Origin of the sequence: Streptomyces sp. P3, assembly GCF_003032475.1 — a bacterium.
Lineage (GTDB): Bacteria > Actinomycetota > Actinomycetes > Streptomycetales > Streptomycetaceae > Streptomyces.
On record NZ_CP028369.1, the window covers coordinates 7134242 to 7158709 of the forward strand.

Below are 24468 nucleotides of genomic sequence, written 5' to 3' on the forward strand. Positions count from 1 at the left end.
ACCGGGACCACTCCCCGACCATCTGGAGGACTGATGACCACCGTGCACGCATCCCCCGTCGGCAGCGTCGCCGACCTCGACCAAGTGGCCTTCGAGGCCGTCCTGGCCCGCGTCGGTGAGGGAGCCGACCGGCTGGACGCCGACGAGGCCGGCCAGGCCCGGCAGGTGCTGACCTGGCTGGCCGAGGCCGGTGCCACGGACCTGGGTGCTCCCGGCAACGCTGGCGGCGGGCTCCCGGGCATGGCCGAGGTGATCAGCGCCCTGGCCGCCCGCTGTGTGAGCTCCGCGTTCACGACATGGGCGCACCGGATGTGCCTGGAGTACCTGCTCATGTCCGGTACGCCGTACGCCCTCGCCCAGGCCGAACGGCTCCGCGCTGGCACCGTGCCCGGCGTGACCGGGATGGCGTCGGCCTTCCGGGAACTGGCGGGCTGCGGATCGCTGGAGATCACGGCGACCGCCACCGAGGACGGTTACGAGTTGTCGGGGCCGATCCGCTGGGCGTCCAACCTGTACGACGACGCGGTGCTGGTCACCGCGGCCCGTACCGACGCCGGCGACCGGATCGTCGTCGCCCTGCCGCTCGACAGCGAGGGCATCAGCGTCGGCCGTCCGTTCCCGCTGCTCGCCCTGGGCAGCACCGCGTCGTCCTACCTCAACCTCAAGGACGTGAAGGTGCCGCACGAGCGGGTGCTGACCCGGGACTTCGAAGGCTTCCTCGCCTCCGTGCGGGGCACCTTCCTCACCCTGCAGACCGCACTGTGCGTCGGCCTGGCGGGCACCTGCCTCGACAACGCCAGGGCCAGCCTGACCGGGGTGAACACGGTGTTCGCCGGGGATGTCGACCGGGCCACCGGGCGCCTGTCCGTCGCGCGTACCGCGATGCGTGACGTCGCGCGTCGCGTCGGATCCGGCAACCCGGCCACCTGCATGGAGATGCTGTCCATGCGGCTCGCGGCGGCCGAGGTCGCCACAGAGGCGGCGACCCTGGAGGCGAAGACCGCCGGCGGGCGCGGCTATGCCCGCACCTCAGGTGCCTCGCGGCGCTTCCGGGAGTCGTTCTTCATCCCGGTGCAGTCCCCCTCCGAGGCCCAGCTGAAGTGGGAGCTCGCCCAGTGCCGGCCATGAGCACCGAGGCGGAACGGGGCCAAGTGCCCCCGGAGGATGCACGGTCGTACTGTCCGGAGGCGGCGGTGCTCAAGGGCGGGGACCGCGACGCAGTCGCGGCGCTCATCTCCGCGCATTACCCGGCGATGCTGCGCTTCGCCGACTCGCTGATCCCCGGTGACCGGACCCTGGCCGAGGACGTCGTTCAGGAGACCTGGATCGCCGTTCTCAACCGGGTCGACACCTTCGAGGGACGGTCACGATTTCGCACCTGGCTGTTCGGAGTGCTGCGCAACAAGGCGCTCAAGCTCGCCGAACGCGAACTGCGCCGTGCCCAGCGGGAGAGCGCCGGTTTCGGGGAGACGGACCTGTTCGCGGAGCGCATGCACCCGGAGGGCCATCCGAAGGCCCACCACTGGTCCGTACCGCCGACCAGCCGCTTCCTGCCCGAGGAGTCGGCGATGTTCGCCGAGCTGATGGGCGTGGTCTGTGACGCACTGGCCGGGCTGCCGCGCAACCAGCGCCTGGTCGTGCTGCTGCGCGACGTCGAGGGGCTGTCGGCGGCCGAGACCCGCGAACTGCTCGACCTCGACGACACCAACCAGCGTGCGCTCCTCCATCGCGGCCGCGTGAAGCTCCGCGGCGCACTGGAGTGTTACCAGGACAAGAAGGGAATCCGGCCGTGACGACCGTACTCGACTGCCGCGAGTTCATCGGCATGGTCGACGACCTGCTCGACGCCGACGAGGAGACCTGGCAGGCCGAGGTGGTGCAGCACCTGAAGGACTGTCCGCCCTGCGAGGTCTACCTGGAACAACTCCAGGACGTACGCCGCCTCCTGCGCGGCATGGACACCGAGACGCTGCCGAACGATGACCCGCGGGTCAGGGAACTGCTCGACAAGATCGACTCCCGGCCGCGCTTCACACTCGTCGACGAGGACGCGGTGGGGCACTGGCAGCCCGAGGAAGTCATCGAGCCGCAGGCGCTCAAGGCCGTGGCCGGCGCCTTCCCCAGCGGAGTCACCGTGATCACCACGGCTCCGGCCGGTAAGCCGGTCGGGATGACGGTGAGCTCGTTCACCAGCGTCTCCCTCGACCCGCCGCTGATCCTGGTGTGTGTCGCGCGGGCGGCGAGCTGCCTGCCGGCCTTCCGCGTCGGTTCCCCGATGGGCGTGAACGTGCTGTCCCGCGGCCAGGCGCACGTGGCGAAGACGTTCGCCTCTCCCGTGGAAGACCGCTTCGCCGTCGTCGAGCACCGGACCGGGCCCCACGGCGTCCCCCTCATCGAGGAGACCGCCGCCTGGCTGTCCACCCACATCGTGCGGATCTACGACGGCGGTGACCACGTCATCCTCCTCGCCCGGGTGCACGCCCTGCACCGGTCGGCCCACACCCCGCTGCTCTACCAGGCGGGCGCCCTGCACGACTGGAAGCCGACCGTGGTACCGCCGTCGACCGGTGACCGGCGGGCGGGCCGGAAGGACGGCACACCATGACGCCGAGACTCCGCACCGGCCAACTGGTGGCGCAATTGATCGATGTGTCCGTGCGCCGCGGCGACAAGCAGGTGCTCGACGGCATCTCCCTGTCCATCAACTGCGGCCGGGTGCTGGCCCTGCTCGGCCAGTCGGGTGCCGGCAAATCCACGCTGCTGCACGTACTCACGGGCGACCTGGCGCCGAGTCGAGGCGAGATCGACTCCGGCGGGCACGACCTCAAGAAGGGCACCGTCCGCCAGGCGCCGTTGCTGTTCCCCTGGCTGACGGTGCGTGAGAACGCCGGACTCGGCCAGACGTACGCCGCCAACAAGGACGTCCCCCGGAAACTCGTCGACGAGTTGCTGGAGCTGCTGGGACTGACCGCCGTGGCGGACAGCTACGCCGAGGAGATCTCCGGCGGCCAGGCCCAACGGGTCGCGCTCGCCAGGGCCTTGGCCATCGCGCCGGACGTACTGCTGCTCGACGAGCCGTTCTCCGCGCTCGATCCGCTCACCCGCGCCGAACTGCAGAGCTGGCTGCGCCGGCAGGTGACCGAGCGGGGCTGGACCACGGTCATGGTCACCCACGACATCGACGAGGCACTCGTGCTCGCCGACGAGATCGTGCTGCTGGGCACCGGCGGGCGTATCGCGGACCGCTGGACCAACCAGCCCGAGTCGCAAGGCGGCCCGCCGGGCCGCTCCGCCCGCCAGGCGGAGCTGCGCTCCGAGATCCAGGCGGCCTACCACACCGCGGCGAAGGAGCCGGGCCATGTCTGAGACCTCACGGCCCTACCGCCCGTACTCGCGCCGGGGCGCACTGCGCCTCGGCGGCCGGGTGCTCACCGGGGCCACGCTGGCCGGACTGGCCAGTACGGGCGCGGTCCGCTCCGTCGCCCCCTCCGCCTCGACCCACGGCGGCCTCCTGGACCGGCCGCTGCGCATCGGATACCTGCCCATCACCGACGCCAGTGCTCTCCTCGTCGCCTACGAGCGCGGCCTGCTGGCCGACGCCGGCGTCGATGCCGAACGCCCCGTGCTGTTCCGCTCCTGGGACAGCCTCGCCCAGGCACTGACGACCGGTCAGGTAGATGTCGTCCACATGCTGATGCCGATGGCGCTGCAGCTGCGGATCGCGAAGAAGGCGCCGATCAAGGTGGTCGCCTGGGGGCACACCAACGGATCCGCGCTCACCGTCGCGCCGCGGATCACCGACGTCGCTCAGCTGGCCGGTGCGAAAGTGGCGATCCCGTTCTGGTGGTCGGTGCACAACGTCCTGCTCCAGCGGATGCTCGCCGCCGCCGGTCTGAAGGCGGTCACCGGCACGGCGTCCGCGGCGGCCGGCACTGTTCAGCTGCTGGTGATGTCACCGGCCGACATGGTGCCCGCGTTGCAGACCGGTTCGATCGCGGGCTTCGTCGTCGCCGACCCGTTCTCCGCGCTGGCCGAGGCGAGCGGGGCCGGCCATGTGCTCCGCTTCCTCGGCGACGTGTGGAAGGACCACGCCTGCTGCGCCGTCACGGTCCGCGAGGACCTCGCCACCGCGCACCCCGAGGCCGCGACCGCGCTGGTCTCCTCCGTCGTCCGGGCCCAGCAGTGGCTCTCCGCGCACCGCACGCGCGGCGCGCGGGAGCTAGGGCCGACCGGCTACCTCCCACAGCCGGTGAAGGCGATCGACAAGGTCTTCAACCGCACCGCCGCGGCGTACCGCGACGTGCTGCGGCACCCGGCATGGCAGGGCCAGCGGCTCGGCTTCTCCGCCTTCCCGGCGGCCAGTTACACCACCTCGCTCGTGGAGCTGATGGGCAGGACGACGGTCGACGGCGACACCTCGTTCCTGTCCGGCCTGACCGGTGCCGCCGCGCACCGGGAACTCGTCGACGACCGTTTCGTCACCCGGGCCCTGAGCTCCGTCGGTATCCCGCTGGTTCGTAACCGCAAGGAGCTGATCGAACCATGACCTCGCTCGTCACTGAGGAAACCGAGGAGGACGTCAGCGCCGGTACCGCGCCCCCGAGCCCGCGCAGCGGCCGTGACCGTCGTATCCCTGCCCGTGTGGGCACCGCCGCGATCACCCTGGCGCCGGTGATCGGAGTCGCCGCGGCACTGCTGCTGTGGTGGTTCGTCACCGAGGTGCTCGCCGCAACCGGCTCCATGCTGCACGACTTTGCGCCCGCGCCGACCTGGGACGCCCTGGTCGCGCTGCTGCGCAACGGGTCCGTGTTCGACGACGCGACCAGCAGCTTGTGGCGGCTGACGGCCGGCCTGGCCCTGGCCGCCGTCGCCGGCATCCTCTCCGGCGCCGCGATCGGATCGCGCCGGATCGTGGAGCGCGGCACCCGGCCGGTGCTGATGTTCCTGCGCATGATCTCGCCACTGTCCTGGGCACCGGTGGCGATCAGCCTCTTCGGCATCGGCGACAGCCCGGTGATCGCGCTGGTCGCGGCGACCGCGGTCTGGCCGATCCTGATGAGCACGGCCGACGGCGTACGGCGGATCGATCCCGACCACCTGCGCGTGGCTCGTGGCCTGGGCGCCACCTGGTGGGAGGTCGTCCGCTCGGTGACGTGGCCCTCCGCACAGCCCTACCTGCTGTCGGGCATCCGGATGGCGATCGGCATCAGCTGGGTCGTGCTCGTGCCCGCCGAGATGCTCGGCGTCACCTCCGGACTCGGGTACGCGATCCTCAACGCGAAGGACCAGCTCGCCTACAGCGACATCACCGCACTCATCCTCATCATCGGCCTCATCGGATACGCGATCGACGCCCAGGCACGGTGGCTGCTGCAGCCCCGCCGTGAGCGCAAGGCAGCAGCCCGATGACCCCGGACCAGGTCACCGCCCTCACCGACCTCCAACTCCTCGACATCCGCGAAATCCACGAGTGGAACACGGGACGCATCCCCGGATCACGGCACATCCCCATGGACGAGGTCCCCGACCGGCTCGGTGAACTCGACCCCGGCCACCCGGTCCTGGTGATCTGCCGGTCCGGTCGCCGCGCCGACCGCATCAGCTCCTGGCTCGGCGGCAGAGGATACGACGCCCGCACCCTCACCGGCGGCATCGTGCGATGGCAGCGCGACGGTGGCCCACTGGAGCAACCCAAGGCCGTGCGTCCCCTGACCGTCGAGATCATCGAGACGCCAGGACTGGGCAACCGGAGCTACCTCGCCCACGACGGCCACACGGCGCTGGTCGTGGACCCGCAGCGCGACACCGACCGGATACGGACGCTGCTGGACCGTGCGGGCGTCCGCCTCAGCCATGCGTTCGAGACCCATGTCCACAACGACTATGTGACCGGGGGGCTGGAGCTCGCGCGGTCGCTGGAGGCGACGTACGTCCTGCCGGCGGCCGAGAAAGTGAGCTTCGGGCGGCTCGGCGTGGTCGACGGCGAGGTGCTCGACGTCGGCAGCATGCGGATGCGGGTCGTGGCGACGCCGGGGCACACCCACCACCACGTGAGCTACCTGCTGACCGACGCCGTCGGCGACGAGGTGGCGGTGTTCACCGGCGGTTCGATGCTGTACGGCACGACCGGGCGCACCGACCTGCTGGGTTCGGAGCACACCGAGCCGCTCGCCCGGTCCCAGCACGCGTCGGTCCGCCGGCTCGCCACGGAGGCGGCGGCCACGACCCGGGTGCTGCCGACGCACGGGTTCGGCTCCTTCTGCGCGGCCACCCCGGCCGACGGCGAGCATTCGACCATCGGGCGGGAACGCGAGCGCAACCCCGCGCTGCTGCTCGACGAGGACGCCTACGTATCACAGTTGCTCGCCGGGCTGTCCGATGTCCCGGCCTGGTACGCCCGCATGGCCCCGGTCAACCGGGCGGGCCCCTCTCCTGCGGACCTGACCCCGCCCGAAACGGCCGCGCCGCAGGACTTGCACGCCCGGACCGACGCCGGAGAGTGGGTGGTCGATCTGCGGGACCGTACGGCGTACGCACGCCGGCATCTGCCCGGCTCCCTCAGCTTCGAGCTGTCCGCGAGCTTCCTCACGCACCTGGGCTGGCTGCTGCCGGAGGGCATGCCGCTCACGCTCGTCGGCGAGACGCCCGATCAGGTGGCCGAGGCACAGCGCGAGTTGGTGCGGATCGGCATCGACGAGCTGGCCGGTGCGGCCAGCGGCCCCATCGAGGCGCTCGCCGGGAAAACGACACTGGCGTCGCTGCCGCGCGCGTCGTACGAGGAACTGGCGCGGGCTCGAGAGCGGACCGACGTGCTCGTCCTCGACGTACGCCGGACCGCGGAACACGCCGACGGGGTTGTCCACGGCTCGGTCCCCATCCCGCTGCACGAACTCCTGACGCGCCGCGGCGAACTGCCGCCGGCCCGGCAGATCTGGGTGCACTGCGCCTCGGGTTACCGGGCGACGGTGGCGGCGTCCCTGCTCGCAGCACACGGGTACGACGTCGTTCTCGTCGACGGCTGTCTGCGCGCCTGGCTGGAGTCCGGATCACCGGGCGTCGAGGCATCGCCATGACGCTGCTGGCCACGCTCGTGCTCGCGCTGCTCGTCGGCGGCGCGCTCGGACTGCTGGGAGGCGGCGGCTCGATCCTGGCTCTGCCGGTCCTGGTTTTCGTGGCGGGGCTGCCGACGACGTCGGCGGTGCCGATGTCGCTGCTGGTGGTGGGATGTTCGGCGACGGTCGCGTCCGTGAGCCGGATCCGCGCCGGACACGTCCACTGGCGGATCGCGGGCATCTTCGCGGTGACCGGTGCGGCAGCGACGTATGGCGGCGCCTTGGTGAACCGCCGGCTCGACCCGCGCCTGGTGCTCGCCGGATTCGGCATCCTGCTCGCCGTCACCGGGGCGCGGATGTTCCTCGACCGTCCGGTGCGCCGTACCGGTTGCGCCGCGCCGGACGGTGGGACGGAGCTGCGCCGGTGTCTGCCGCGCGCCGTGGCTGTCGGTGCGCTGGTCGGTTTTCTGACCGGGCTGTTCGGCGTGGGCGGCGGGTTCTTCATCGTTCCCGCGCTCACGGTGGTGCTGGGGCTGCCGATCGCGACGGCGGCGGGCACGGCGCTGGTGATCATCGTGCTGAACTCGTTCAGCGGGTTGGCGTCCTGGCTCGGTCACGTGAATCTCGACCCGCTGCTGGCGGGCAGCTTCACGGCGTGCGCCCTCCTCGGCGCCGCCGCGGCCGCGCCGGTGGGCTGCCGGCTTCCGGCCAGGGCGCTGCGACGCGCGTTCTCGGTCTTCGTACTGGCGGTCGCGGGCTTCGTACTCGTTCGCGTGGCGGCCACCTGAAAGGGCGCTTTCTCTCCGTGCGATCGCGCACCGGCGGAGCAGGCGCCGGCGACGACCCGCGGTCCTGGCGTGTCTGGAACATCGTGTTGCTGTTCGCGGAGGTCTCCGGCACGTCCTGGATGACATCCCGGTGCTCGACGATCTTCCCGTCCAGCACGCGGAAGAGGTCGACGATCACCTGGCCCCGCTCGCCCGGCGCGGTCACGAAGTGGGCGCGCACGGCCACCAGGTCGCCCTCCGCGAGCACCTGCTTCAGCGCGACCGTCAGGTGCGGCATCGGGGCCGGGCGGTCCTGTGTGCAACTGCCCGGCCCCGATGCCGTGGGCACGTGCTATGCCACTCCTATGTCGGTCAGCCACTGGATCGCGGTCCGGGGAGCGACGCCCAGCAGTTTCTGGGCGGAGCGCTCGGGTGCGATCGAGCGGTCCGGCAGCGCTTGCATGGCCTGGTAGCTGCCCGCGACGTCTGCGGCGGGGCCCTCCCCGATCACGGGCGCGACGGATGCGCGGAAGGCGTCGGGAGTGATCGCCTCGTAGACCACGTCCCGCCCGAGCCGGGCACTGAACGCCTCGGCCAGGTCCTGTCCGGTGATGGCCGGGTACTGCCCGACGGAGACCACACCGGTGACATCCGGGCGCTCGAACAGCGCGGCGGCGACGTCGGCGATGTCGAGGTGCGAGGCCCATGAGACGCGGAAGCCGGCAGGCAGCGGATAGCGCAGTACGCCCTGCTCGCGGACCGCTCCGACCACGTGCGGCATGAGCAGGTTCTCGAAGAACAGCCGGGGCTCGATCACCGCGTAGGACACGCCGCTGTCCGCCAGCCCACCGACCAGCGTCGCGACCGCGCTCTCGGCCGTGCCGTCCTGATCGCTGTTACCGGGGTCATCGACGACGAAGCCGCTGGTGGAGAACACCACGCGGGCCGGCCGGGCCGCGCGGACGGCGGCGACGACGTTGCGTGCGTAGGCCCGGCGGTCCTCTTCCGCGACTATCGGCAGGTGGACGAACACCCCCTCGGCGTCACGGTAAACCTCGGTCAGATCTTCGACGGAGGAGTAGTCGGCGGCCACCACGCGCGCGCCGGCGACGGTGGCCTCCGCATTGCGGGTCAGGGCCACGACGGACTCGTCCGCAGCGGCCAGGGCGGGGACGACAGGAGCACCTTGGGCGCCGGTGGCGCCATGAATCACGTACGTCATGAGCCCCATTAGTGCATAGGCTGCACCAGTTACATCAACTGCACTAATGGGATATGCTCAAAAAATGAACAAGTTCTGCGAGCCCGGGTGCGGGGTCGCCCGGTTCCTCACCCTGCTCAACGGTCCGTGGGCCACGCTGATCGTGCGGGAACTCCTCCTGGGCCCCAGGCGGTTCACCGAGTTGCGCGACACCCTGCCCGGCATCAGCCCGCACACGCTCACCAGCCGCCTGCGCCAGTTCGAGCAGTACGGCATCGTCACCCGCACCGCGTACGCAGAGATCCCGCCACGCGTCGAATACCGCCTCACCCCACTCGGCGAGGGACTGCGCGAAGTCCTCGAAGCTATGGCCACCTGGGCGCTGTCGATCCCGGATCCGGTTCCTGACGCGGCGTCGTGAGACGGGACGCCAGGGAAGGAAGTCGGCGCAGGGTGTCGTAAGTCTCGCGGCGGCGAGTACCTCGGGAATGTTCTCCTCGGCCCAGCGGCCCAGCGGCCCAGCGGCCCAGCGGCCCAGCGGCCCAGCGGCCCAGCGGCCCAGCGGCCCAGTGCGTGCAGCGGCGTGTGCAGGGTGTGTCCCAGCGCGGTCAGTTCGTACTCGACCCTGGGCGGTATCGCAGCGTAGGCGTACCGCGCGACGAGGCCGTCGCGTTCCAGATCCCGTAGCGTGCCAGTGAGGACCTTGGGGCTGATGCCCTGGACCGTGGCGCGCAGGTCGCCGAAGCGCATCCGGCCGGTGCCGAGCGCGATCACCACCATCGCGGTCCACTTGTTGGCGATGCGGGACAGGGACGTCCGGGAGGGGCACGTCTCCCCGTGAGCACGTGAAAGTCCGCCTGCTGCGTCATGCCTCACGCCTCTCCAGATGGTCAACCAAAAGGCTGGTCAGGGTTGAGACCGACGGACGACGCCCCGCGACGCCGACGAAGCCGCCGCGCCCAGGAAAACGGCCCCGGCGGCCGGTGCAGATGACCGCCGGGGCCTTGGTTGTCGCCCGGGCACTCGGGGGAATAGGACTCCGGGCGACGTTCGGGGGGTGCGACGGCCGGGTGTGACCGCCGACGAGAAGGACTCCGGGGTTCTGGGCTCAGCTGCCGTTCCAGAAGGCGTGTTTCGGCGAACTGCATGGCCGATCTCCTTGCTTTGCCGGAGTCCTTCCTGGCGCCACCCATACTCGTGATCCGTAGCCAGTCACCTCAACGTAACCAATGGGGTGGCATGGCGCACGTCACACTTCCCGCCCTTCGACGCCGCGATCCGGGAATCACCCCTTTTCACAACACCGCCCGCATGGCGCACACATCCCCATCCATCCTCCATCAATTCATCGTGAAGTCCTCATCGGTCTTTCACCTCGCATTACCTGCCCCTGATATAACTACGTACTCAAAGCGCTCGGGGGGAATCCGGCGTAAACCTAAGGAAGACCGAGCAATGTCTGTAGCTGGAAATCCGCTCCGCAGAACCTTTCTCACCGGAGGATTGGCGGCCACCGCTGTCGCGCTCTCCGGCTGTTCCTCGAAGTCAGAGGGAAAGGAAAACGGGAAAGCGGCAAACGCAGCGGCCGCGGCAACCGCCTCGCCGGCCCCGAACGCCCGCCCCTCCTCGCCGTGGGGGGCATTCTCAAGGCTGATGGACGGCAACAAGCGCTGGCAGGACGGCAGCCTCCAGCATCCTGACCGAGACCCCGAGCGGCGAGAATTCGTGGCCGAGGAGCAGGACCCCTTCGGCGTGATCCTTTCGTGCATCGACTCCCGCGTGCCGCCGGAGTTGCTCTTCGACACCGGGCTCGGCGACCTGTTCGTGATGCGCACCGGTGGGCAGGTGGTCGACTCGGTGGTCACCGGTTCCGTCGAGTACGGGCCCATGACCTCGGGAACTCCCCTGATCGTCGTCCTCGGGCACCAGCGCTGCGGCGCCGTCAAGGCGTCGTACGAGGCCATGCGCGGCGGCAAGAAGCTCCCCGGCAACCTCCAGTCGATCGCCGACGCGCTGCGGCCGGCGTACGAGGAGACCGTGGAGGAAAAGCACGGCGACCCGGTGGACGCGATGACCCGCATCCACGTGAAGCAGACCTCTGCCGCGCTTCGGTCCAACAAGGATCTCGGCCCGCTCGTGAAGAAGGGATCTCTGGCGGTGGTCAGCGCCTATTACTCGCTCGACACCGGCCGGGTGGAAGTGCTCACCGGAGCGCCTTCCGCCTGACCAGGTAATTGTCCGATCGACCGACTCCGCCGGGCAGGTCGCATTGCGTCGACAGTTCGGCGGAGTCGGCTGATCCGGGATTTTGAATGGCGTGCGCTTGCTACCGGGCGGCGGCGTTTACGCACCCCATGGATTGACGGCGGCGCGTGTGTCAGCCTCCTCGAAGTGGCTCGGTCTGCCGTTCCGGTGGACCAGACGGCCGAGCCGCTCCGCCCTCGCCCGGGGCATGAGCGTCCACCTGCCGTCGGGATCGCGCAGGGCCGCCGAGTGCCAGGGAGTGGTCCAGGCATCGGGTGCGTCGAGGAGGCGGATGCCGAACTTGGCGGCGCCGACGGGCTGGGGGTGGATGGACAAGCGTACGGCGCGGGGGTGGTGCTCGGCGATGAGGGCGCCCCAGGCGCGGCTGCGCTGGATGACGCCGTACGCGCGCTTGCGGCACTCGCGTTGGAGGGCGGAGCGGGTGCCGGTGAAGTCGGCGGTGTCGTCGACGAGGAAGCGGGTGATACCCCGGTACAGGGCGAGGGTGTGGGCGTCGGTGCGGACCTCGGCGCGCAGGGCCTCCAGGGTCGGGGCGTACTGGTCGTGGATGCGGGCGCGTTGTGTGTCGTGGGGGAGGTCGCCGAGGATGTCGCGCAGGTCGAAGACGGACAGGTGGTGCAGATCCAACGCCTGTATGACCGCGCGAAGTTCGTCCGAGTAGGCGTCTATGCGGTCGTCCGGGACGCCGATGAGGTCGCCGAAGACGTGGCCGTCGGAGCAGATGACGATCCGGGCGCCCGGTGCGTAGATCCGTTCGATGTTCATGCACAGGGTGTGGAGAAAGGTGAGGGAGAGTCGCTCACCCTGGTCGGGGAGGTGGCCGAGCACCTTGGCCGGGTTCGGGGACTTGCAGGGGAAGCCGGGCAGGGTGAACACGACGGGTTCTCGTTCGTTTACGAAGCCGTCGATACGGCGCCGCTGGTGCCGGAACGCCTCCGCGGTGGCGGGCGCGTGGTCGGTGGTGCGGTGATACGGCAGGAGCAGGCGCAGGATCGCGGCGCTGATGCCGGTGGAGCGGGGGTCCGGCGCGGTCGTCAGCGGCATGTGGGTCCTCCGTGAGGGCATGCGGGCATGGCCGTATGGCGCCGATGGGGGTCCCCCCTGCTCAAGCGAAGCCGAGAGCTTGGGGGAGGGGCGCCGGGCGCCGACGGTGGTCAGGTGGGTGGTCAGCCTGGGCGGCCGGGACCAGTGCGGATTGTGGGACCGGGCCCTGTCGGCCGGATGTCAGGCGTCAGCGGCGTCGGTCGTATCCGACGGGCAGGTGGTTGGTGCCGCGGCCGAGGACGGCCGGGATCCACTTGATGTCCTCGTCGCTGATCGCCAGGTGCAGGCCGGGCAGGCGCGTGAGCAGGGTGCCAAGGGCGATCTGGAGTTCGGCGCGGGCGAGGGCGGCGCCGGGGCAGAAGTGGATGCCGTGGCCGAAGGACAGGTGCGGGTTCGGCGATCGCTCGAAGTCCAGGGTGTCAGGGTCGGGGAAGCGGCGGGGGTCGCGGTTGGCCGCGCACAGGGAGACGATCACGGAATCTCCGGACGGGACTTCGGTACCGTGCAGCTCGCTGTCCTGGTCGAAGAAGCGCCAGGTGGTCAGCTCGAAGGCACTGTCATAGCGGAGCAGCTCCTCGACCGCGCGCGGTAGCAGGTCCGGGTTGTCGCGGAGCCGGGCGAGTTGGCCGGGGTGGCGGAAGAGCGCGATCAGGGCGGTGGTGATCTGGTTGGTGACCGGCTCCTGGCCTGCCACGAGGAGCTGGAAGATCATCGAGTCCAGTTCCTCATGGGAGAGCTCGTCGTGGTCGCGGGCCGCGACGAGGCGGCTGAGCAGGTCGTCGTCCCCGTGCTCGCGCTTGTGGGCGACGATGTCGGCGATGTAGCTCTGCAGGCCGTGCAGCCGCGCCTCGTACGCTGGGCGTCCGGGGTCGGTGGGGCCGACCGGCTGGACCACTTTGCCCCAGTCGCGGTTGAAACGGGACGCCAGTTCGGCGGGGAGGCCGAGGATCTCGGCGAGGACCTGGAAGGGGAAGTGGGCGGCGAAGCCGGTGACGAGGTCGGCGGGGCCGGTCTCGGGCAGGGCGTCGACGAGCGTGTGGGCCAGTTCCTGGAAGCGGGGCCTCAGCTGCTCGATGCGGCGCGGGGTGAAGGCGTCGGTGACGAAACGCCGCATGTGGGTGTGCTGGGGCGGGTCCTGGTGGAGGAGGTGGACCTGGAGCTGCGAGTGCTGCGGCTCCGGCATGATCGAGGCGCGGGCGCGCCAGCGGTCGTTGCCGCGGTCGTGGTTCTTGCCCAGGCGGTCGTCGTTGAGGGCGGCGTGGGCGGCCTCGTATCCGGTGACGAGCCACGCCTGTACCCCGCTGGGGAAGAGCACGCGGTGGACCGGGCTGGCCTCGCGCATCTTCTCGTAGAGGGGGTAGGGATTGCTTTTGTAGGGGCAGCCCATCAGCGGGACCGGGTCGGGCAAGGTCGTCTCCGGCTCCGCGGCCGCCGAGGGTTCCTGGATGGTCATGGGGAGGCTCCTCTACAGGTCTACAGGGCGAGTTCGGGCTGGTAGTGGTCCAGCCACAGGGCGAGGTCGACGACACGTTCCAGACGCAGGCGGTGGCCCCACTCCAGCCGGTCGGGCGGGGTGTCGAGGCAGGGCTTGATGCGGGACTCGTCCACGAGGGCACGGACCCGGTCGTCGGCCAGCGCGTCACGGGCCATGTCCTGCAGGCCGCGGTTGTAGTCGGGGTGGTGGGTGGTCGGGTAATGGTTCTTGGGCCGGTGCAGCACCGAGTCCGGGGCGAGCCCGGCACCCGTGGCGCGCAGCAGGCTCTTCTCCCTGCCGTCGAAGCTCTTCAGCGCCCAGGGCGCATTGAAGGCGTATTCGACGAGGCGGTGGTCGCAGTACGGCACGCGGACCTCCAGGCCCTGGGCCATGCTCAACCGGTCCTTGCGGTGCAGAAGTTGGCGCAGCCAGCGGGTCAGGGACAGGTGCTGCATCTCGCGCTGCCGGTGCTCGGTGGAGGTTTCGCCGTCGAGGTGGGGTACGGCGGCCAGGGCGCTGCGGTAGGTGTCGTCGCGGAACTCGGCGATACGTAGGTCGAGTTCGGGGTTGAGCGGCATGGCGGCCTCGTCACCGGTGACCAGCAGCCAGGGAAAGGTGGCCGCGGCCAGCGCCTTGGGGCTGTGGAACCAGGGGTAGCCGCCGAACACCTCGTCGGCCGCCTCACCGGACAGGGCGACGGTGGAGCGCCGGCGGATCTCCCCGAAGAGCAGGTACAGCGAGGTGTCCATGTCGCCGACGCCGATCGGCGAGTCCCGCGCCGCGACCACCGCCTTGCGGTGCTCGGGGTCGAGCAGGGTACGCGGGTCGAGGACGACCGTGCTGTGGTCGGTGCCGATGAAGGCACCGGCCTCGGTGGCGTACGGGGTGTCGTGGCCGGTGCGCAGCACATCCCCGGTGAAGCGCGACGCCTGGTCGCTGTAGTCCACGGCGTAGGAGCGGATGCGGGCGTCCGGGCCCTGGCGCAGGCGGAGTTCGTCGGCGAGCAGGGCGGTCAGGACAGTGGAGTCGATGCCGCCGGAGAGCAGGCTGCACAGCGGGACGTCGGCCTCCAGCTGACTGCGGGCGGCCGTACTGACCAGGCTGCGGACGCGCTCGACGGTCGCGTCCTCGTCATCGGCGTGGGCACCGGCCTCCAGCTGCCAGTAGCGGCGTTCGCGGATGCCGGACCGGTCGAGGACGAGCAGGCCGCCGGGCTCGACCTCGCGTATCCCGGACCACACGGTCGGTCCGGTGTTGAACAGCAGGCTGTACGCCTCCCGCAGCCCGTCCGCGTCCACCCGGGGCAGTATCTCCGGGTGGGCGAACAGCGCCTTGGGTTCGGAGGCGAAGGCCAGGCCGCCGTCGATGACCGCCCAGAACAGCGGTTTGACGCCGAGCCGGTCGCGGACCAGCAGCAGCCGCCGGGCTCGTTCGTCCCAGACGGCGAAGGCGAACATGCCCTCCAGGTGGTCGGCGACGTCCTCGCCCCACTCGGCGTAGGCGCGCAGCACCACCTCGGTGTCGCTGCGCGTATGGAATGCGTGCCCGCGGGCGCGCAGCTCGGACCGCAGTTCGTGGTGGTTGTAGACCTCGCCGCTGTAGCTGAGCACGAGGGTCGGCCGGTCGGGCCGGTCGGCCATCGGCTGGACGCCGCCCTCGATGTCGATGACGGCCAAGCGGCGGTGGCCGATCGCCGCGTGCTCGCCCAGCCATATGCCTTCGGCGTCGGGGCCGCGCGGGGCGAGGGTGGCGGTCATGGCTTCGATGACCGGGGCGTGAGTGCGGGCGTCGCTGTGGAAGGACGCCCAGCCGGTGATTCCGCACATGCCGATGGCTCCTGGGTCAGTGAGGGGCGGCAGTCGCCGCGTCGGTGGTCTTCTCGGGGATGGGGGTCGGCCGTCGGCCGGGCAGGGCCAGCAGGGGCACGGCAAGGCAGGCGGCCCCAGCGGCGAGCGCCAGGGAGGCCCGTACGCCGCCGTCCGCCCCGGCCGACGCCCACGTGGCGGTGGCCAGGGCCGGGCCGAGCGTGAAGCCGAGGCTGCGGGCGAGTTGTACGGCCGAGCCGACGGTGGCGGCCCGGTCCGGTGGGGCGGCGCCCATGATCAGGGCCTGGGTGGGACCGCCGACCAGGCCCATGCCGATCCCGGCCAGTGCGAGGCGCCAGGCCACGTCGGGCGGCGACCAGGTGTCGCCGAGGGGGACCAGCAGGAGCAGTCCGACGGAGGTGAGCACGGCGCCTGCCACCGCGACGGGCTGCGGACGGTACCGGTCGGCCAGTCGTCCGCCGAGTGGCCCGGCCAACCCCATGCCGAGCGGGAAGGCGAGCACGGTCAGCCCGGTCCTGGTGGCGCTGACGCCGTCGTCGCGCTGAAGGTGCAGGGCGACGACGTAGTGCATGGCGGCGAACCCGGCCGCCAGCGCCAGCACCGCGCCGTGCGCCCGCAGCAGCCGCGCCTCCCGCAGCACGCCGGCCACCGGACGACCCCCCGGTCCGCGCAGCCACCACCACAGCGGCGGTACGGCGGCGAGCGCGAGCAACAGGCATGCGGAGGCGTCGGAGGCCAGGGTCAGAGACAGCAGCAGAACCGTCACGCCGGTGGCGACCAGCGCCATGTCGCCCGAAGACCGCCGGTCGGGCCGGCGCAGGCGGCCGTCACGAGGCATCGCCTTCCAGGCCACGGCCAGCGCCAGCAGACAGAACGGGATCTTCACCAGGAAGACCGAGCGCCAGCCCAGCTGGTCCAGCAGCAGCCCGCCCACCGCCGGACCCGTCACCGCGCCCAGCGGGCCGAGCGTCGCGGGCACGCTCATCGCCCGGCCGCGCGCCTGAGGCCGTACGGCGCGCATCGCCAGCACCGGCATCAGCACGAACAGCACCGCACCACACGCGCCCTGCCCGATCCGGGCGGCGATCAGCCAGGGCGCCCACGGGGAGGCGGCGGCCAGGGCACTGCACAGCGTGAAGCCGCCGGTCGCGGCCAGCAGCGCGGGACGCAGACCCATAGCGTCCAGCCACCGGCCGACGGGCAACAGCAAGGCGACGACCGGAAGTTGGTAGCCCAGCACCACCCACTGGGCGGTCGCGGCCGAGACGTGCAGCCCCTCGGAGATATCGGCGAGCGCCACGTTGACGATGTTCATGTCGAGCATCGCCACGAACGACAGCAGGCCCGCCACAGCCACCAGGAGCCAGCGGTCCTCGACCGCGGGTATGTGACCGGGCCGCTGCGAACCGGAACCGTGGTCCGTCACTCTCCGCCCCTTCCGTCGCGGAACGGGCTGCCGAACAGCAGCCTCGTCCCAGGGGTCGGAGGAGCGCTCGGGTCAGTTCCCGGGGCTGGCCGAAAAAGTGCGGAGAGAAAGGGAGTTCAAGGGGCGCGGCGCCTCAGGTGTGCCGCGCCGCGGCACCGGCGGCGCACCGCTCGCGGCCTCGTGCCGCCGTCTCCACCAGCAGATAGAGCCCGGCAGCGAGCGCCGGCCCGGCGGCACAGCCGAACCAGGGCGCCGGGGGTGCCACGACGACGGAGCCCGGTCGGCCGACGCCGTCGGCCGACCGGCCAGGCCGTGGCGAGCAAGGGCCCGGACCCGCCAAGGAGCCCTTCCCTCGTGCCGTACGCCGGTACCGGCCCCGCCCCGTCTGCACCGACCGGAGGGGGAGGCCGGAAGAAGCCGCGGCCGGAGGTCAGGACGTGGCCACGCCGTCCAGCGTGCCGGACTTGGCGTCCGCGACGAGCGACGCGAACTGGTCGGCGCTCATCTGCACCCGCTGTCCGAAGTCATCCGTGAGCACCACACGCCGCTCCGCCGGCGCGGCCGGGTCGACGAACAGCTGCGGGCATCCGCAGTCGCAGTCGCCGCAGAACGTCGCCACCGGGGTCAGGCGATCGATGCCGGTCATCGTCCACAACCTTTCGCGCTGGGGAGGGCGCTCACCGGCTCACCGGGGTGCCCCTCGGGGACTGCCCCGGGGATACCCGCGCCGGCATTCCGCCAGTCCGGACGGCCCGGATGGGACATCTCACGCCGGATCCCGGGAACTCAGCCGCCTCACGAGCCGACTTGTGCTGCGGTGGGGCCGCTTCTCGGGAGGACCGGTCCGTCCGCCGGGGCCCGGTGGTCGAAGGCGATCAGGGGATCGCCGGTCAGCGGATGTTCCACCACGGCCGCGTGTACGCCGAACACCTCGGCCAGCAGGGCGGGGACGAGCACCTCGCGGGGCGGGCCGGACGCGACCACGCTTCCCTCGTGCAGGACATGCAGCCGGTCGCACACGGAAGCGGCGGCGTTGAGGTCGTGCAGCGACACCAGCGTCGTACGGCTCTGGGCACGCAGCAGGGCGAGCAGTTCCACCTGGTGGCGGATGTCCAGGTGGTTGGTGGGCTCGTCCAGGACCAGGACGTCCGTCTGCTGGGCGAAGGCACGGGCCAGCAGGACGCGTTGGCGTTCGCCGCCGGACAGCTCCGTGAAGCGGCGTCCGGTGTGGTCCGCCATGCCGGCGTCGGCGAGCGCCTTCGCGACGACGTCCCGGTCGGTGGCGTCCTCCCCGGCGAAGGCCCGCTTGTACGGGGTACGTCCCATGGCGACGACCTCGCGCACGGTCAGCTCGAAGTCGCCGCCCCGCTCCTGCGGGAGCGCGGCCACCCGCCGGGCCGCCTGGACGGGGCTCAGCTCTCGCAGGTCGGTGCCGTCGAGCAGGACGCGCCCGGCGGCGGGTTTCAGGTGGCGGTAGACGGTCCGCAGGAGCGAGGACTTGCCGCTGCCGTTCGGTCCGACCAGGCCGGTGATCTCGCCTTCGGTGGCGATGAGGTGCGCGCCGGCCACGACCGTACGGCCGTCGTAGGCGATGTGCAGGTCCTCGACGTCGATTCTCAACTTCCGCTCCTCCGGATCCTCAACTTCGGCTTCCCAGGCGCCGGTCCAGCAGATACAGCAGCGTCGGTGCGCCGATCAGCGAGGTGACGACCCCGACCGGCAACTCCTGCGTGTCCATGGCGGTACGGCACACGATGTCGACCACCACCAGCAGCAGCGCCCCGAACAGCGCCGAGACCGGCAGCAGTCGCCGGTGGTCGCCGCCGACGACCAGGCGGCAGGCGTGCGGCACCATCAGTGCGACGAAGGCGATGGCGCCGGACACCGCGACCAGGACGCCGGTCAGCAGGCTGGTCGCGGTGAACAGCTCACGGCGCAGCCGGGTGGCGTCGACGCCGAGCCCGGCCGCCGTCTCGTCGCCCATGAGCAGGGCGTTGAGCGCCCGGGCGCGCGCCTGGAGCCACAGCAGGGTGGCGGGTACGGCGACGGCGGGTACGGCGAGCAGCTGCCAACTCGCCCCGCTCAGACTGCCCATGAGCCAGAACAGCACGCTGTGCGTCTGCTGCTCGTCGCCGGCCTGGAGAACGAGATAACTGGTGAAGCCGGACAGGAACTGGCCGATCGCCACCCCGGCCAGCACCAGCCGCAGTGGGGCGAAGCCGCCACGGCGCCGGGCCACCGTCCACACCAGCGCGAACGTCGCCAGCGCCCCGGCGAACGCCGCGCCCGACAGGCCGAGCCCCAGCGCCCCGCCCGTCCCGACGCCGAGCACGATCGCCGCGACCGCCCCGAGGGAGGCGCCGTTGGAGACACCCAGGAAGTAGGGGTCGGCCAGCGGGTTGCGCACGAGAGCCTGCATCGCCGTACCGACGAGGCCGAGCCCGGCACCGACGAGAGCGGCGAGCAGGGCTCGGGGGACGCGCAGTTGCCAGACGATGAGGTCATCCGTGCCCGCCCGGGGCGCCTCTCCGGAGAGCCGCCGCCCCACCACGCCCCACACCTCACCCGGCGGAATGGACGTCGAGCCCCAGGAGACCGCCGCAGTGAGAGCGGCGAGCAGCGCCACGGCGAGGACCGCGGCCAAGGGGCCGGCGAGCACCGAACGCGCCTGCCTGCGGGCGTCCGCGCGCTCTCGATCCGTGCCCTTTCGGCCCGTACCCTTTCGGCTCAGCAGGGCGTCGATCACGGTCAGCCGACCTTGCCGGGGTACAGGGCCTTGGCGATCGCCTCGACCGTGTCGGCGTTCTCGACACCGGCGATGGTGGTCTGCTCGGAGCCGATCCGCAGGAAGTGCCCCTCCTTGACCGCCTTCAGCCCCTTGGTGGCGGAGTTCGTCTCCAGCCACTTCTGGGCCTCGTCGAACGCCTTCTTGTTCGCGGCCTCGCTGCCCCGGTTGCGCAGGCCCAGATGGATCCAGTCCGGGTCCTTGGCGATCACGTCTTCCCAGCCGACCGGTTTGAAGTCGCCGTCGCAGTCGGCGAAGACGTTGCGGGCCCCGGCCTGGGTGATCACCGCGTGGGCGATCTGCCGGTTGCAGACGGCCATGGGCTGCTTGGTGCCGGCGTCGTAGTCGAAGAAGAAGTACGTCGGCCGCTCGGCCTCACCCGTGCCGCCGACGGCCTTCCGCACGGCGTCCGCCTTCTCCTTCATGCCCGTGACCAGTTCTTTCGCCTTCGCCGAAGTGCCGGTGACGGCACCGAGGGAGGTGATGTCTTTCTCGACAGCCGTCAGGTCGGTGACAGGGCTCTTGCTCTGCGCCGCGCAGGCGGTGGACTTCAGGTAGATGTGCCTGATCCCGGCGGCCTTGAACTCCTCCTCGGTCGGCGCGTCTCCCATCCCGCCGCCCATGTTCATGTTGGCGAAGGTGTCGATGTACAGGTCGGCGCCGGAACCGAGCAGTTTCTCCTTGGGGATCACGGTCTGGCCGAGCACCTTGACCTTCTGCGCCGGAGCGTCCAGCTCGCCGGGCAGCGTGCCCTTGCCGGGCGGGAAGCCGGTGCCGATCACCTTGTCCCCTGCTCCCAGCCGGAGCAGCAACTCCAGGCTGGAGGCATTGCTGGTGACGATCTTCCGCGGAGCCTCGGAGAACGTGGTCTTGGCGCCCATGCAGTCGGTGACGGTCACCGGGTAGCCGTCGGAGACGGCCTTCCCGGCAGCGGGGCTCGCTTCGCCGCCGTCCCCGCTGCCGCAGCCCGCCGCCAGCAGGCCGCCGAGCACCACGGCCGTCGTACCCCACCACACGCGAGAACGCATCGAAACTCTCCAGGATCCACTCGGGCACGGGCGGACCTCTGCCACCCGTTCCAGAAGTCGGGCCGAACTCCGCGTGGGTTCCCGCCACTTGGGGTGCCGGTTCATCCGGCTGCCGGAACCCCGGGAGGGAGCACCGCGACTACTGAGGTGTGAAGCGGAGGAGCCTGAAGAGCCCGATGCGTCCGACACGTTGGACGCGTTCGACGCCGAGAAGTCTGTTCACGAGCGCGCTGCGGTCCGCCGCGGTACCCCTCGGCGCGTGCTGCGCGGCTCTGATCCTGCTGACCGCCTACGCCATGACCGGCCTGGCCGGCGATCCTCCGCCCCGGATCACGGTCGTGGACGCCCGGATCATCGCTCCGCCCAGGGGCGCGAGCTCCACCGCCGCCTATTTCGAGATCCGAAACACCGGCGTCTCGCGGGACACTCTCCTGTACGCGGACTCGCCGGAGCTGGGAGTCAGCGCCATCCGCCGCGCCGGAGGCCGGGAGCGGGCGGGGCTCACGGAACAGGTGTGGTCCGTCGACGTTCCGGCGGGCGGCACCGTGCGCATGGCCCCGGATGGTCTGGGCGTCCTGATCATGGATCCGCCTGCGCTGAAGCCGGGCCGGGAAGTGCTCTACAACCTGTGGTTCCGGTACAGCGGAAGGGTCGGAGTCCGGGTACCCGTGACCACGGCTGCGAGATGACCCGACTGTGCCGACGCCCACCATGCCGGGATCGGCTGTATGTCCGTGTCATCCGTGTCAGGAGAAGCGTTCCCGGTAGTCGAGGGGCGAGATCCGCAGCACCCGCTGGAACGACCTGAGCATCGTGGCCTGCGTACCGAACCCCGTCTCGCGCGCGATGACCTCGGGACTGCGGAGCGTCTCCGTGAGCAGGCGGGAGGCGGCGGCCACCCGGGCCCGCTCGACGTACTCCCGCGCCGACATGCCGACCTGGGCGCGGAACTGGCGGGTGAAGTGGCGCTCGGAGATGCCTGCCTGACGGGACAGGGAGCGGATCGACAGATCGCCGGCCGGGTCGGCGAGGATCCGCCGCTGCACCGCGCGCAGCACCGGGCTGCGCGCGTCGGGGCCGAGCGGCTCGGCGAACTGGAGCTGACCGCCCGGCCTGCGTCGGTACGTGACCAGGGACCGGGCGACCTGCTGGGCTGCCTCGCCGCCCAGGTCGTCCTCCACGAGGGCGAAGGCCAGGTCGAGGCCGGAGGCGGCGCCCCCGGCGGTCGTGACGCGGCCGTCCCGCACCACCGTGTCCCGTGCGTCGGCCTCGACGGCCGGGTACCGGCGGGCGAGTTCGTCCGCGAACTCCCAGTGCGTGGCCGCCCTGCGGCCGTCGAGAAGCCCGGCATCGGCGAGGAGGAAGGCGCCGGTGCCCACCGAGGCGACGCGCCGGGCCCGCCGGGCAAGGGAACCCACCGCGTCGACGTTCGCCCGATCGAGGGCAGGGATGCCGTCCGTGCCCGGCACGATCAGCGTGCCGGCCTCGGCCACGTCCATCGTGCCGTGGTCCGGTCGGACGGTGAGTCCGCCGGACGCGCGGACGGGACCGCCGTCCAGGGAGGCCGTCCTCACCTCGTACCGGCAGGTTCCCGAGCTCATCTCACCTGCCGCGGCGAAGACATCGGCGGGCCCTGAGAAGCCGAGGCTCTGGGCCCCGTCGAAGAGCAGGATGAGCACCAGGTGGGGCTGCTGCCCGCTCGTATGGTCCGGACTGTTCATTGCGACCTCGCTCGTACGCGCATCTTCCTGCGCGCGACTGTCATCCATGGGGGTGCTCGGAACGGTTCGGCGAGAGGAAGGGCGCCGGCCCGCGCTTCGGACGGACGGCGCCGGCGCCCTTTCGATCACGCGGCCAGCGGGGTCGGCCCGGCCGTCGCCTCGGCCTCGGCCAGCAGCTCGATGAGCGTGGCCCGGGCGCGGGCCACGCGCGAGCGGACCGTTCCGATGGGGCAGCCACTGGCCTCGGCCGCCTCCGCGTAGGGCAGTCCCATCAGCTGAGTGAGAACGAACGCCTCACGGCGCTCAGAGGGCAGCGCGTCCAGCAGGTCGAGCAGCGCGACGCCGTCGTCGAAGCCGGGCAGACCGCTCGGCTGGGCGCTTTCGACTGTCACTCTCCAGTCGTCCGCGCCGCACAGGCGTGGCCGGGCGGCGGCGTACCGGTAGCTGTCGATCACGGCGCGGCGTGCGATGGACAGCAGCCACGCACGCGCCGAGGAGCGCCCCTCGAACCGGTGCAGGCTGCCGAGTGCCCGGAGGAACGTGTCCTGGGCCAGGTCATCGGCGGCCTGGGGGTCGGAGGACAGATGCGCGACATAACGGACGACGTCGGGGCGCAGAGCTCGTACGAAACGCTCGACGGCGGCAGGGTCTCCGGCGCGGCCGGCGAGCGCCCAGGCGGTCGTCGACTCGTCGAACGACGCCACCGCACCGTCTTTGTTCACCTCTCTGCGTTTGTCGCGGGAGGCGGGCAGAACAGGAGTGATCACCTGATGTCCTTCTCGGGTCATCCGGCATCCGGCACGGCGGCGCGTACGACCGTGCTGAGGCACGACGGCCGCGTGACACCGCTTGCGGATGGGTCCGGGAGTGAAGGGGGGACGACCGTACGAGGGCGTACGGCCGATGCCCGAGGCGCGGGTGCCGATGACACGACACCGTCTACGGCCCCGGGGAACCGGCTGTCTCAGACGACAGCGGTCCCGGCCGGAGGCCCCCGAGGAGTGATCGAGTGAACGAGAAGAAGGCGCCGCGGCACCCGTTCCGAGCGGGCGCGGCGCAGCCGGACGCGCAGTCGGCGTGGCGGCGCGACAACAGCGAACAGCAGCTGCAGGGGTGCGGCCAGCCAGCCGGCGACGGCCCTCAGGCCACGGAACGCGGCACGCTCCCCATGGCCCAGCCACAGGCCGCAGAGCAGCGCGGCGAGTGTGTGGGCGGCCAGCATGCCGAACGACGACATCCCGCCCATGTGGTGGCCCACGGAGCCCATGTGCCCCATGTGCGCCGCGTGGTCCGTGGCCATGTGACCCATGTCCATGGAGTCCATGGGCATGGCGCTCATGCTGTGGCCCATGGACTCCATGGCGTGTCCCTGGCCCCCCGAGCCGGGCGGCGTGGTGTCCGGTCCGTCTGCGCTCGTGGCCGTCGACTGCGCTCGTTCGAAGACCGAGTGGAGCACGCCCTGGGTGACCACGACCAGGGACACGACCAGCGCAGGTCCGCGCTCACGGCCCGCGAGGCACCAGCCCGCACCGCCCGTGACGGCAAGTCCGGCCGCCAGTGCCCACCATGAGACGGTGGCGCCGGACATCAGGACGTGGCCGAGAGCGGCGAGCAGCACACAGACGGCCGCGAACACCGCGGCCCGTATCGTGCGCGCACACCGCCCAGCAGTCATGACGGCCCTCATCCTCGCATCCGGGATTCCGTCGCCATGAAGGGGTACGGAATAGGCCCCGCCCTCCACTCAATCCCGGACCAGTGATACAGAACATGCCCACGGGCCGGAACTCGGCGCACGCTTCGGCCGACAACTGAAGATGCGGGGTCTGTCCCGGACCCGCTGTCCACTCGGTCGCGCGGCTTCCCGCCGGACCCGCCG

Annotated in this window: 24 protein-coding genes and 2 pseudogenes; 12 read left to right on the forward strand and 14 right to left on the reverse strand. The window is 71.2% G+C overall.

The window, feature by feature from the left end; translation table 11 throughout:
* Positions 1-33 precede the first annotated feature (33 nt).
* Genes C6376_RS31305 through C6376_RS31340 form a run of 8 tightly spaced genes read left to right on the forward strand, consistent with a single transcriptional unit; the run spans position 34 to position 7840 of the window.
* Positions 34-1128 carry an acyl-CoA dehydrogenase family protein gene (locus C6376_RS31305; protein ID WP_107446470.1) on the forward strand — a complete coding sequence of 365 codons (1095 nt, stop codon included), beginning with the start codon at positions 34-36 and terminating at the stop codon, positions 1126-1128.
* Positions 1125-1793, forward strand: a complete 669-nt coding sequence (locus C6376_RS31310) for an RNA polymerase sigma factor (RefSeq protein WP_159083312.1) — start codon at positions 1125-1127, stop codon at positions 1791-1793. Before C6376_RS31305 ends, C6376_RS31310 begins: the two co-directional genes overlap by 4 nt.
* Entirely contained in the window at positions 1790-2605 is an 816-nt protein-coding gene (locus C6376_RS31315) for a flavin reductase (protein WP_107446472.1), read from the forward strand. The genes C6376_RS31310 and C6376_RS31315 overlap by 4 nt, the downstream gene beginning before the upstream one ends.
* Positions 2602-3366, forward strand: a complete 765-nt coding sequence (locus C6376_RS31320) for an ABC transporter ATP-binding protein (protein WP_107446473.1) — start codon at positions 2602-2604, stop codon at positions 3364-3366. Before C6376_RS31315 ends, C6376_RS31320 begins: the two co-directional genes overlap by 4 nt.
* The gene (locus C6376_RS31325; protein WP_107446474.1) at positions 3359-4546 is read left to right on the forward strand and encodes an ABC transporter substrate-binding protein; all 1188 of its coding nucleotides are present in this window, start codon (positions 3359-3361) and stop codon (positions 4544-4546) included. The genes C6376_RS31320 and C6376_RS31325 overlap by 8 nt, the downstream gene beginning before the upstream one ends.
* Positions 4543-5409: an ABC transporter permease gene (locus C6376_RS31330; RefSeq protein WP_107446475.1), complete on the forward strand. Its 867-nt coding sequence runs from the start codon at positions 4543-4545 to the stop codon at positions 5407-5409. Before C6376_RS31325 ends, C6376_RS31330 begins: the two co-directional genes overlap by 4 nt.
* Positions 5406-7073, forward strand: a complete 1668-nt coding sequence (locus C6376_RS31335; RefSeq protein ID WP_107446476.1) for a rhodanese-like domain-containing protein — start codon at positions 5406-5408, stop codon at positions 7071-7073. Before C6376_RS31330 ends, C6376_RS31335 begins: the two co-directional genes overlap by 4 nt.
* Positions 7070-7840: a sulfite exporter TauE/SafE family protein gene (locus C6376_RS31340; RefSeq protein WP_216825629.1), complete on the forward strand. Its 771-nt coding sequence runs from the start codon at positions 7070-7072 to the stop codon at positions 7838-7840. Before C6376_RS31335 ends, C6376_RS31340 begins: the two co-directional genes overlap by 4 nt.
* A gap of 142 nt (positions 7841-7982) precedes the next feature.
* Here the strand turns inward: C6376_RS31340 and C6376_RS31345 are convergent.
* Positions 7983-8117: pseudogene (locus C6376_RS31345) on the reverse strand (SnoaL-like polyketide cyclase); the annotation flags it as partial.
* 54 nt (positions 8118-8171) lie between these two features.
* The gene (locus C6376_RS31350; protein ID WP_107449304.1) at positions 8172-9041 is read right to left on the reverse strand and encodes an NmrA family NAD(P)-binding protein; all 870 of its coding nucleotides are present in this window, start codon (positions 9039-9041) and stop codon (positions 8172-8174) included.
* 64 nt (positions 9042-9105) lie between these two features.
* On the opposite strand from C6376_RS31350, the gene C6376_RS31355 reads away from it, so the two are divergent.
* Positions 9106-9441 carry a helix-turn-helix domain-containing protein gene (locus C6376_RS31355; RefSeq protein ID WP_107446477.1) on the forward strand — a complete coding sequence of 112 codons (336 nt, stop codon included), beginning with the start codon at positions 9106-9108 and terminating at the stop codon, positions 9439-9441.
* Between the two features lie 191 nt (positions 9442-9632).
* Here C6376_RS31355 and C6376_RS45680 read toward each other — a convergent pair.
* Positions 9633-9770 (reverse strand): annotated as a pseudogene (locus C6376_RS45680) (winged helix-turn-helix transcriptional regulator); the annotation flags it as partial.
* Between C6376_RS45680 and C6376_RS46230 the strand changes: the two are divergent.
* Both C6376_RS46230 and C6376_RS31370 read left to right on the forward strand, forming a co-directional pair.
* Positions 9733-9861, forward strand: coding sequence for a hypothetical protein (locus C6376_RS46230; protein WP_301554723.1), 129 nt, complete (start codon positions 9733-9735; stop codon positions 9859-9861). The pseudogene C6376_RS45680 and the gene C6376_RS46230 sit on opposite strands and share 38 nt — an antisense overlap.
* Before the next feature lie 812 nt (positions 9862-10673).
* Positions 10674-11246, forward strand: coding sequence for a carbonic anhydrase (locus C6376_RS31370; protein ID WP_107446478.1), 573 nt, complete (start codon positions 10674-10676; stop codon positions 11244-11246).
* A gap of 117 nt (positions 11247-11363) precedes the next feature.
* On the opposite strand, the gene C6376_RS31375 is transcribed toward C6376_RS31370, so the two are convergent.
* The 8 genes from C6376_RS31375 to C6376_RS31410 all read right to left on the reverse strand — a co-directional run bounded on the left by C6376_RS31375 (position 11364) and on the right by C6376_RS31410 (position 20868).
* Positions 11364-12329 carry an L-tyrosine/L-tryptophan isonitrile synthase family protein gene (locus tag C6376_RS31375; protein ID WP_107446479.1) on the reverse strand — a complete coding sequence of 322 codons (966 nt, stop codon included), beginning with the start codon at positions 12327-12329 and terminating at the stop codon, positions 11364-11366.
* 187 nt (positions 12330-12516) lie between these two features.
* Positions 12517-13782, reverse strand: a complete 1266-nt coding sequence (locus C6376_RS31380; protein ID WP_107446480.1) for a cytochrome P450 — start codon at positions 13780-13782, stop codon at positions 12517-12519.
* Between the two features lie 20 nt (positions 13783-13802).
* On the reverse strand, positions 13803-15629 hold the full coding sequence (gene asnB, locus C6376_RS31385) for an asparagine synthase (glutamine-hydrolyzing) (protein WP_107446481.1): 1827 nt from the start codon (positions 15627-15629) through the stop codon (positions 13803-13805).
* Positions 15630-15645: 16 nt separating this feature from the next.
* Complete coding sequence (locus tag C6376_RS31390) at positions 15646-17055, reverse strand: MFS transporter (RefSeq protein WP_107446482.1); 1410 nt, start codon at positions 17053-17055, stop codon at positions 15646-15648.
* A 430-nt stretch (positions 17056-17485) separates the two neighbouring features.
* Positions 17486-17701, reverse strand: coding sequence for a hypothetical protein (locus C6376_RS31395; RefSeq protein ID WP_107446483.1), 216 nt, complete (start codon positions 17699-17701; stop codon positions 17486-17488).
* A gap of 149 nt (positions 17702-17850) precedes the next feature.
* The gene (locus tag C6376_RS31400) at positions 17851-18675 is read right to left on the reverse strand and encodes an ABC transporter ATP-binding protein (protein ID WP_107446484.1); all 825 of its coding nucleotides are present in this window, start codon (positions 18673-18675) and stop codon (positions 17851-17853) included.
* Between the two features lie 19 nt (positions 18676-18694).
* Positions 18695-19714 carry an iron ABC transporter permease gene (locus tag C6376_RS31405; RefSeq protein WP_254076423.1) on the reverse strand — a complete coding sequence of 340 codons (1020 nt, stop codon included), beginning with the start codon at positions 19712-19714 and terminating at the stop codon, positions 18695-18697.
* 89 nt (positions 19715-19803) lie between these two features.
* Positions 19804-20868, reverse strand: coding sequence for an ABC transporter substrate-binding protein (locus C6376_RS31410; RefSeq protein ID WP_107446485.1), 1065 nt, complete (start codon positions 20866-20868; stop codon positions 19804-19806).
* Positions 20869-21044: 176 nt separating this feature from the next.
* Between C6376_RS31410 and C6376_RS31415 the strand changes: the two genes are divergently transcribed.
* Positions 21045-21557 carry a copper chaperone PCu(A)C gene (locus C6376_RS31415; protein ID WP_254076144.1) on the forward strand — a complete coding sequence of 171 codons (513 nt, stop codon included), beginning with the start codon at positions 21045-21047 and terminating at the stop codon, positions 21555-21557.
* 57 nt (positions 21558-21614) lie between these two features.
* Here C6376_RS31415 and C6376_RS31420 read toward each other — a convergent pair whose 3' ends face one another.
* The 3 genes from C6376_RS31420 to C6376_RS31430 all read right to left on the reverse strand — a co-directional run bounded on the left by C6376_RS31420 (position 21615) and on the right by C6376_RS31430 (position 24264).
* Positions 21615-22589 (reverse strand): GlxA family transcriptional regulator, encoded by a 975-nt coding sequence (locus C6376_RS31420; protein WP_107446487.1) that lies wholly within the window; start codon positions 22587-22589, stop codon positions 21615-21617.
* 125 nt (positions 22590-22714) lie between these two features.
* Positions 22715-23356, reverse strand: coding sequence for a sigma-70 family RNA polymerase sigma factor (locus C6376_RS31425; RefSeq protein ID WP_254076145.1), 642 nt, complete (start codon positions 23354-23356; stop codon positions 22715-22717).
* 197 nt (positions 23357-23553) lie between these two features.
* On the reverse strand, positions 23554-24264 hold the full coding sequence (locus C6376_RS31430) for a hypothetical protein (protein ID WP_107449306.1): 711 nt from the start codon (positions 24262-24264) through the stop codon (positions 23554-23556).
* Positions 24265-24468: the final 204 nt, after the last annotated feature.

Bases quoted from the DNA above. Each gene is read 5' to 3' on its own strand.
- C6376_RS31310 (WP_159083312.1), top strand. From the start codon at position 1,125: ATGAGCACCGAGGCGGAACGGGGCCAAGTGCCCCCGGAGGATGCACGG.
- C6376_RS31330 (WP_107446475.1), top strand. From the start codon at position 4,543: ATGACCTCGCTCGTCACTGAGGAAACCGAGGAGGACGTCAGCGCCGGT.
- C6376_RS31370 (WP_107446478.1), top strand. From the start codon at position 10,674: ATGGACGGCAACAAGCGCTGGCAGGACGGCAGCCTCCAGCATCCTGAC.
- C6376_RS31325 (WP_107446474.1), top strand. From the start codon at position 3,359: ATGTCTGAGACCTCACGGCCCTACCGCCCGTACTCGCGCCGGGGCGCA.
- C6376_RS31375 (WP_107446479.1), bottom strand. From the start codon at position 12,329: ATGCCGCTGACGACCGCGCCGGACCCCCGCTCCACCGGCATCAGCGCC.
- asnB (WP_107446481.1), bottom strand. From the start codon at position 15,629: ATGTGCGGAATCACCGGCTGGGCGTCCTTCCACAGCGACGCCCGCACT.
- C6376_RS31410 (WP_107446485.1), bottom strand. From the start codon at position 20,868: ATGCGTTCTCGCGTGTGGTGGGGTACGACGGCCGTGGTGCTCGGCGGC.
- C6376_RS31305 (WP_107446470.1), top strand. From the start codon at position 34: ATGACCACCGTGCACGCATCCCCCGTCGGCAGCGTCGCCGACCTCGAC.
- C6376_RS31355 (WP_107446477.1), top strand. From the start codon at position 9,106: ATGAACAAGTTCTGCGAGCCCGGGTGCGGGGTCGCCCGGTTCCTCACC.
- C6376_RS31320 (WP_107446473.1), top strand. From the start codon at position 2,602: ATGACGCCGAGACTCCGCACCGGCCAACTGGTGGCGCAATTGATCGAT.
- C6376_RS31430 (WP_107449306.1), bottom strand. From the start codon at position 24,264: ATGACTGCTGGGCGGTGTGCGCGCACGATACGGGCCGCGGTGTTCGCG.
- C6376_RS31340 (WP_216825629.1), top strand. From the start codon at position 7,070: ATGACGCTGCTGGCCACGCTCGTGCTCGCGCTGCTCGTCGGCGGCGCG.
- C6376_RS31335 (WP_107446476.1), top strand. From the start codon at position 5,406: ATGACCCCGGACCAGGTCACCGCCCTCACCGACCTCCAACTCCTCGAC.
- C6376_RS31415 (WP_254076144.1), top strand. From the start codon at position 21,045: ATGCGTCCGACACGTTGGACGCGTTCGACGCCGAGAAGTCTGTTCACG.
- C6376_RS31420 (WP_107446487.1), bottom strand. From the start codon at position 22,589: ATGAACAGTCCGGACCATACGAGCGGGCAGCAGCCCCACCTGGTGCTC.
- C6376_RS31395 (WP_107446483.1), bottom strand. From the start codon at position 17,701: ATGACCGGCATCGATCGCCTGACCCCGGTGGCGACGTTCTGCGGCGAC.
- C6376_RS31350 (WP_107449304.1), bottom strand. From the start codon at position 9,041: ATGACGTACGTGATTCATGGCGCCACCGGCGCCCAAGGTGCTCCTGTC.
- C6376_RS46230 (WP_301554723.1), top strand. From the start codon at position 9,733: ATGCCCTGGACCGTGGCGCGCAGGTCGCCGAAGCGCATCCGGCCGGTG.
- C6376_RS31380 (WP_107446480.1), bottom strand. From the start codon at position 13,782: ATGACCATCCAGGAACCCTCGGCGGCCGCGGAGCCGGAGACGACCTTG.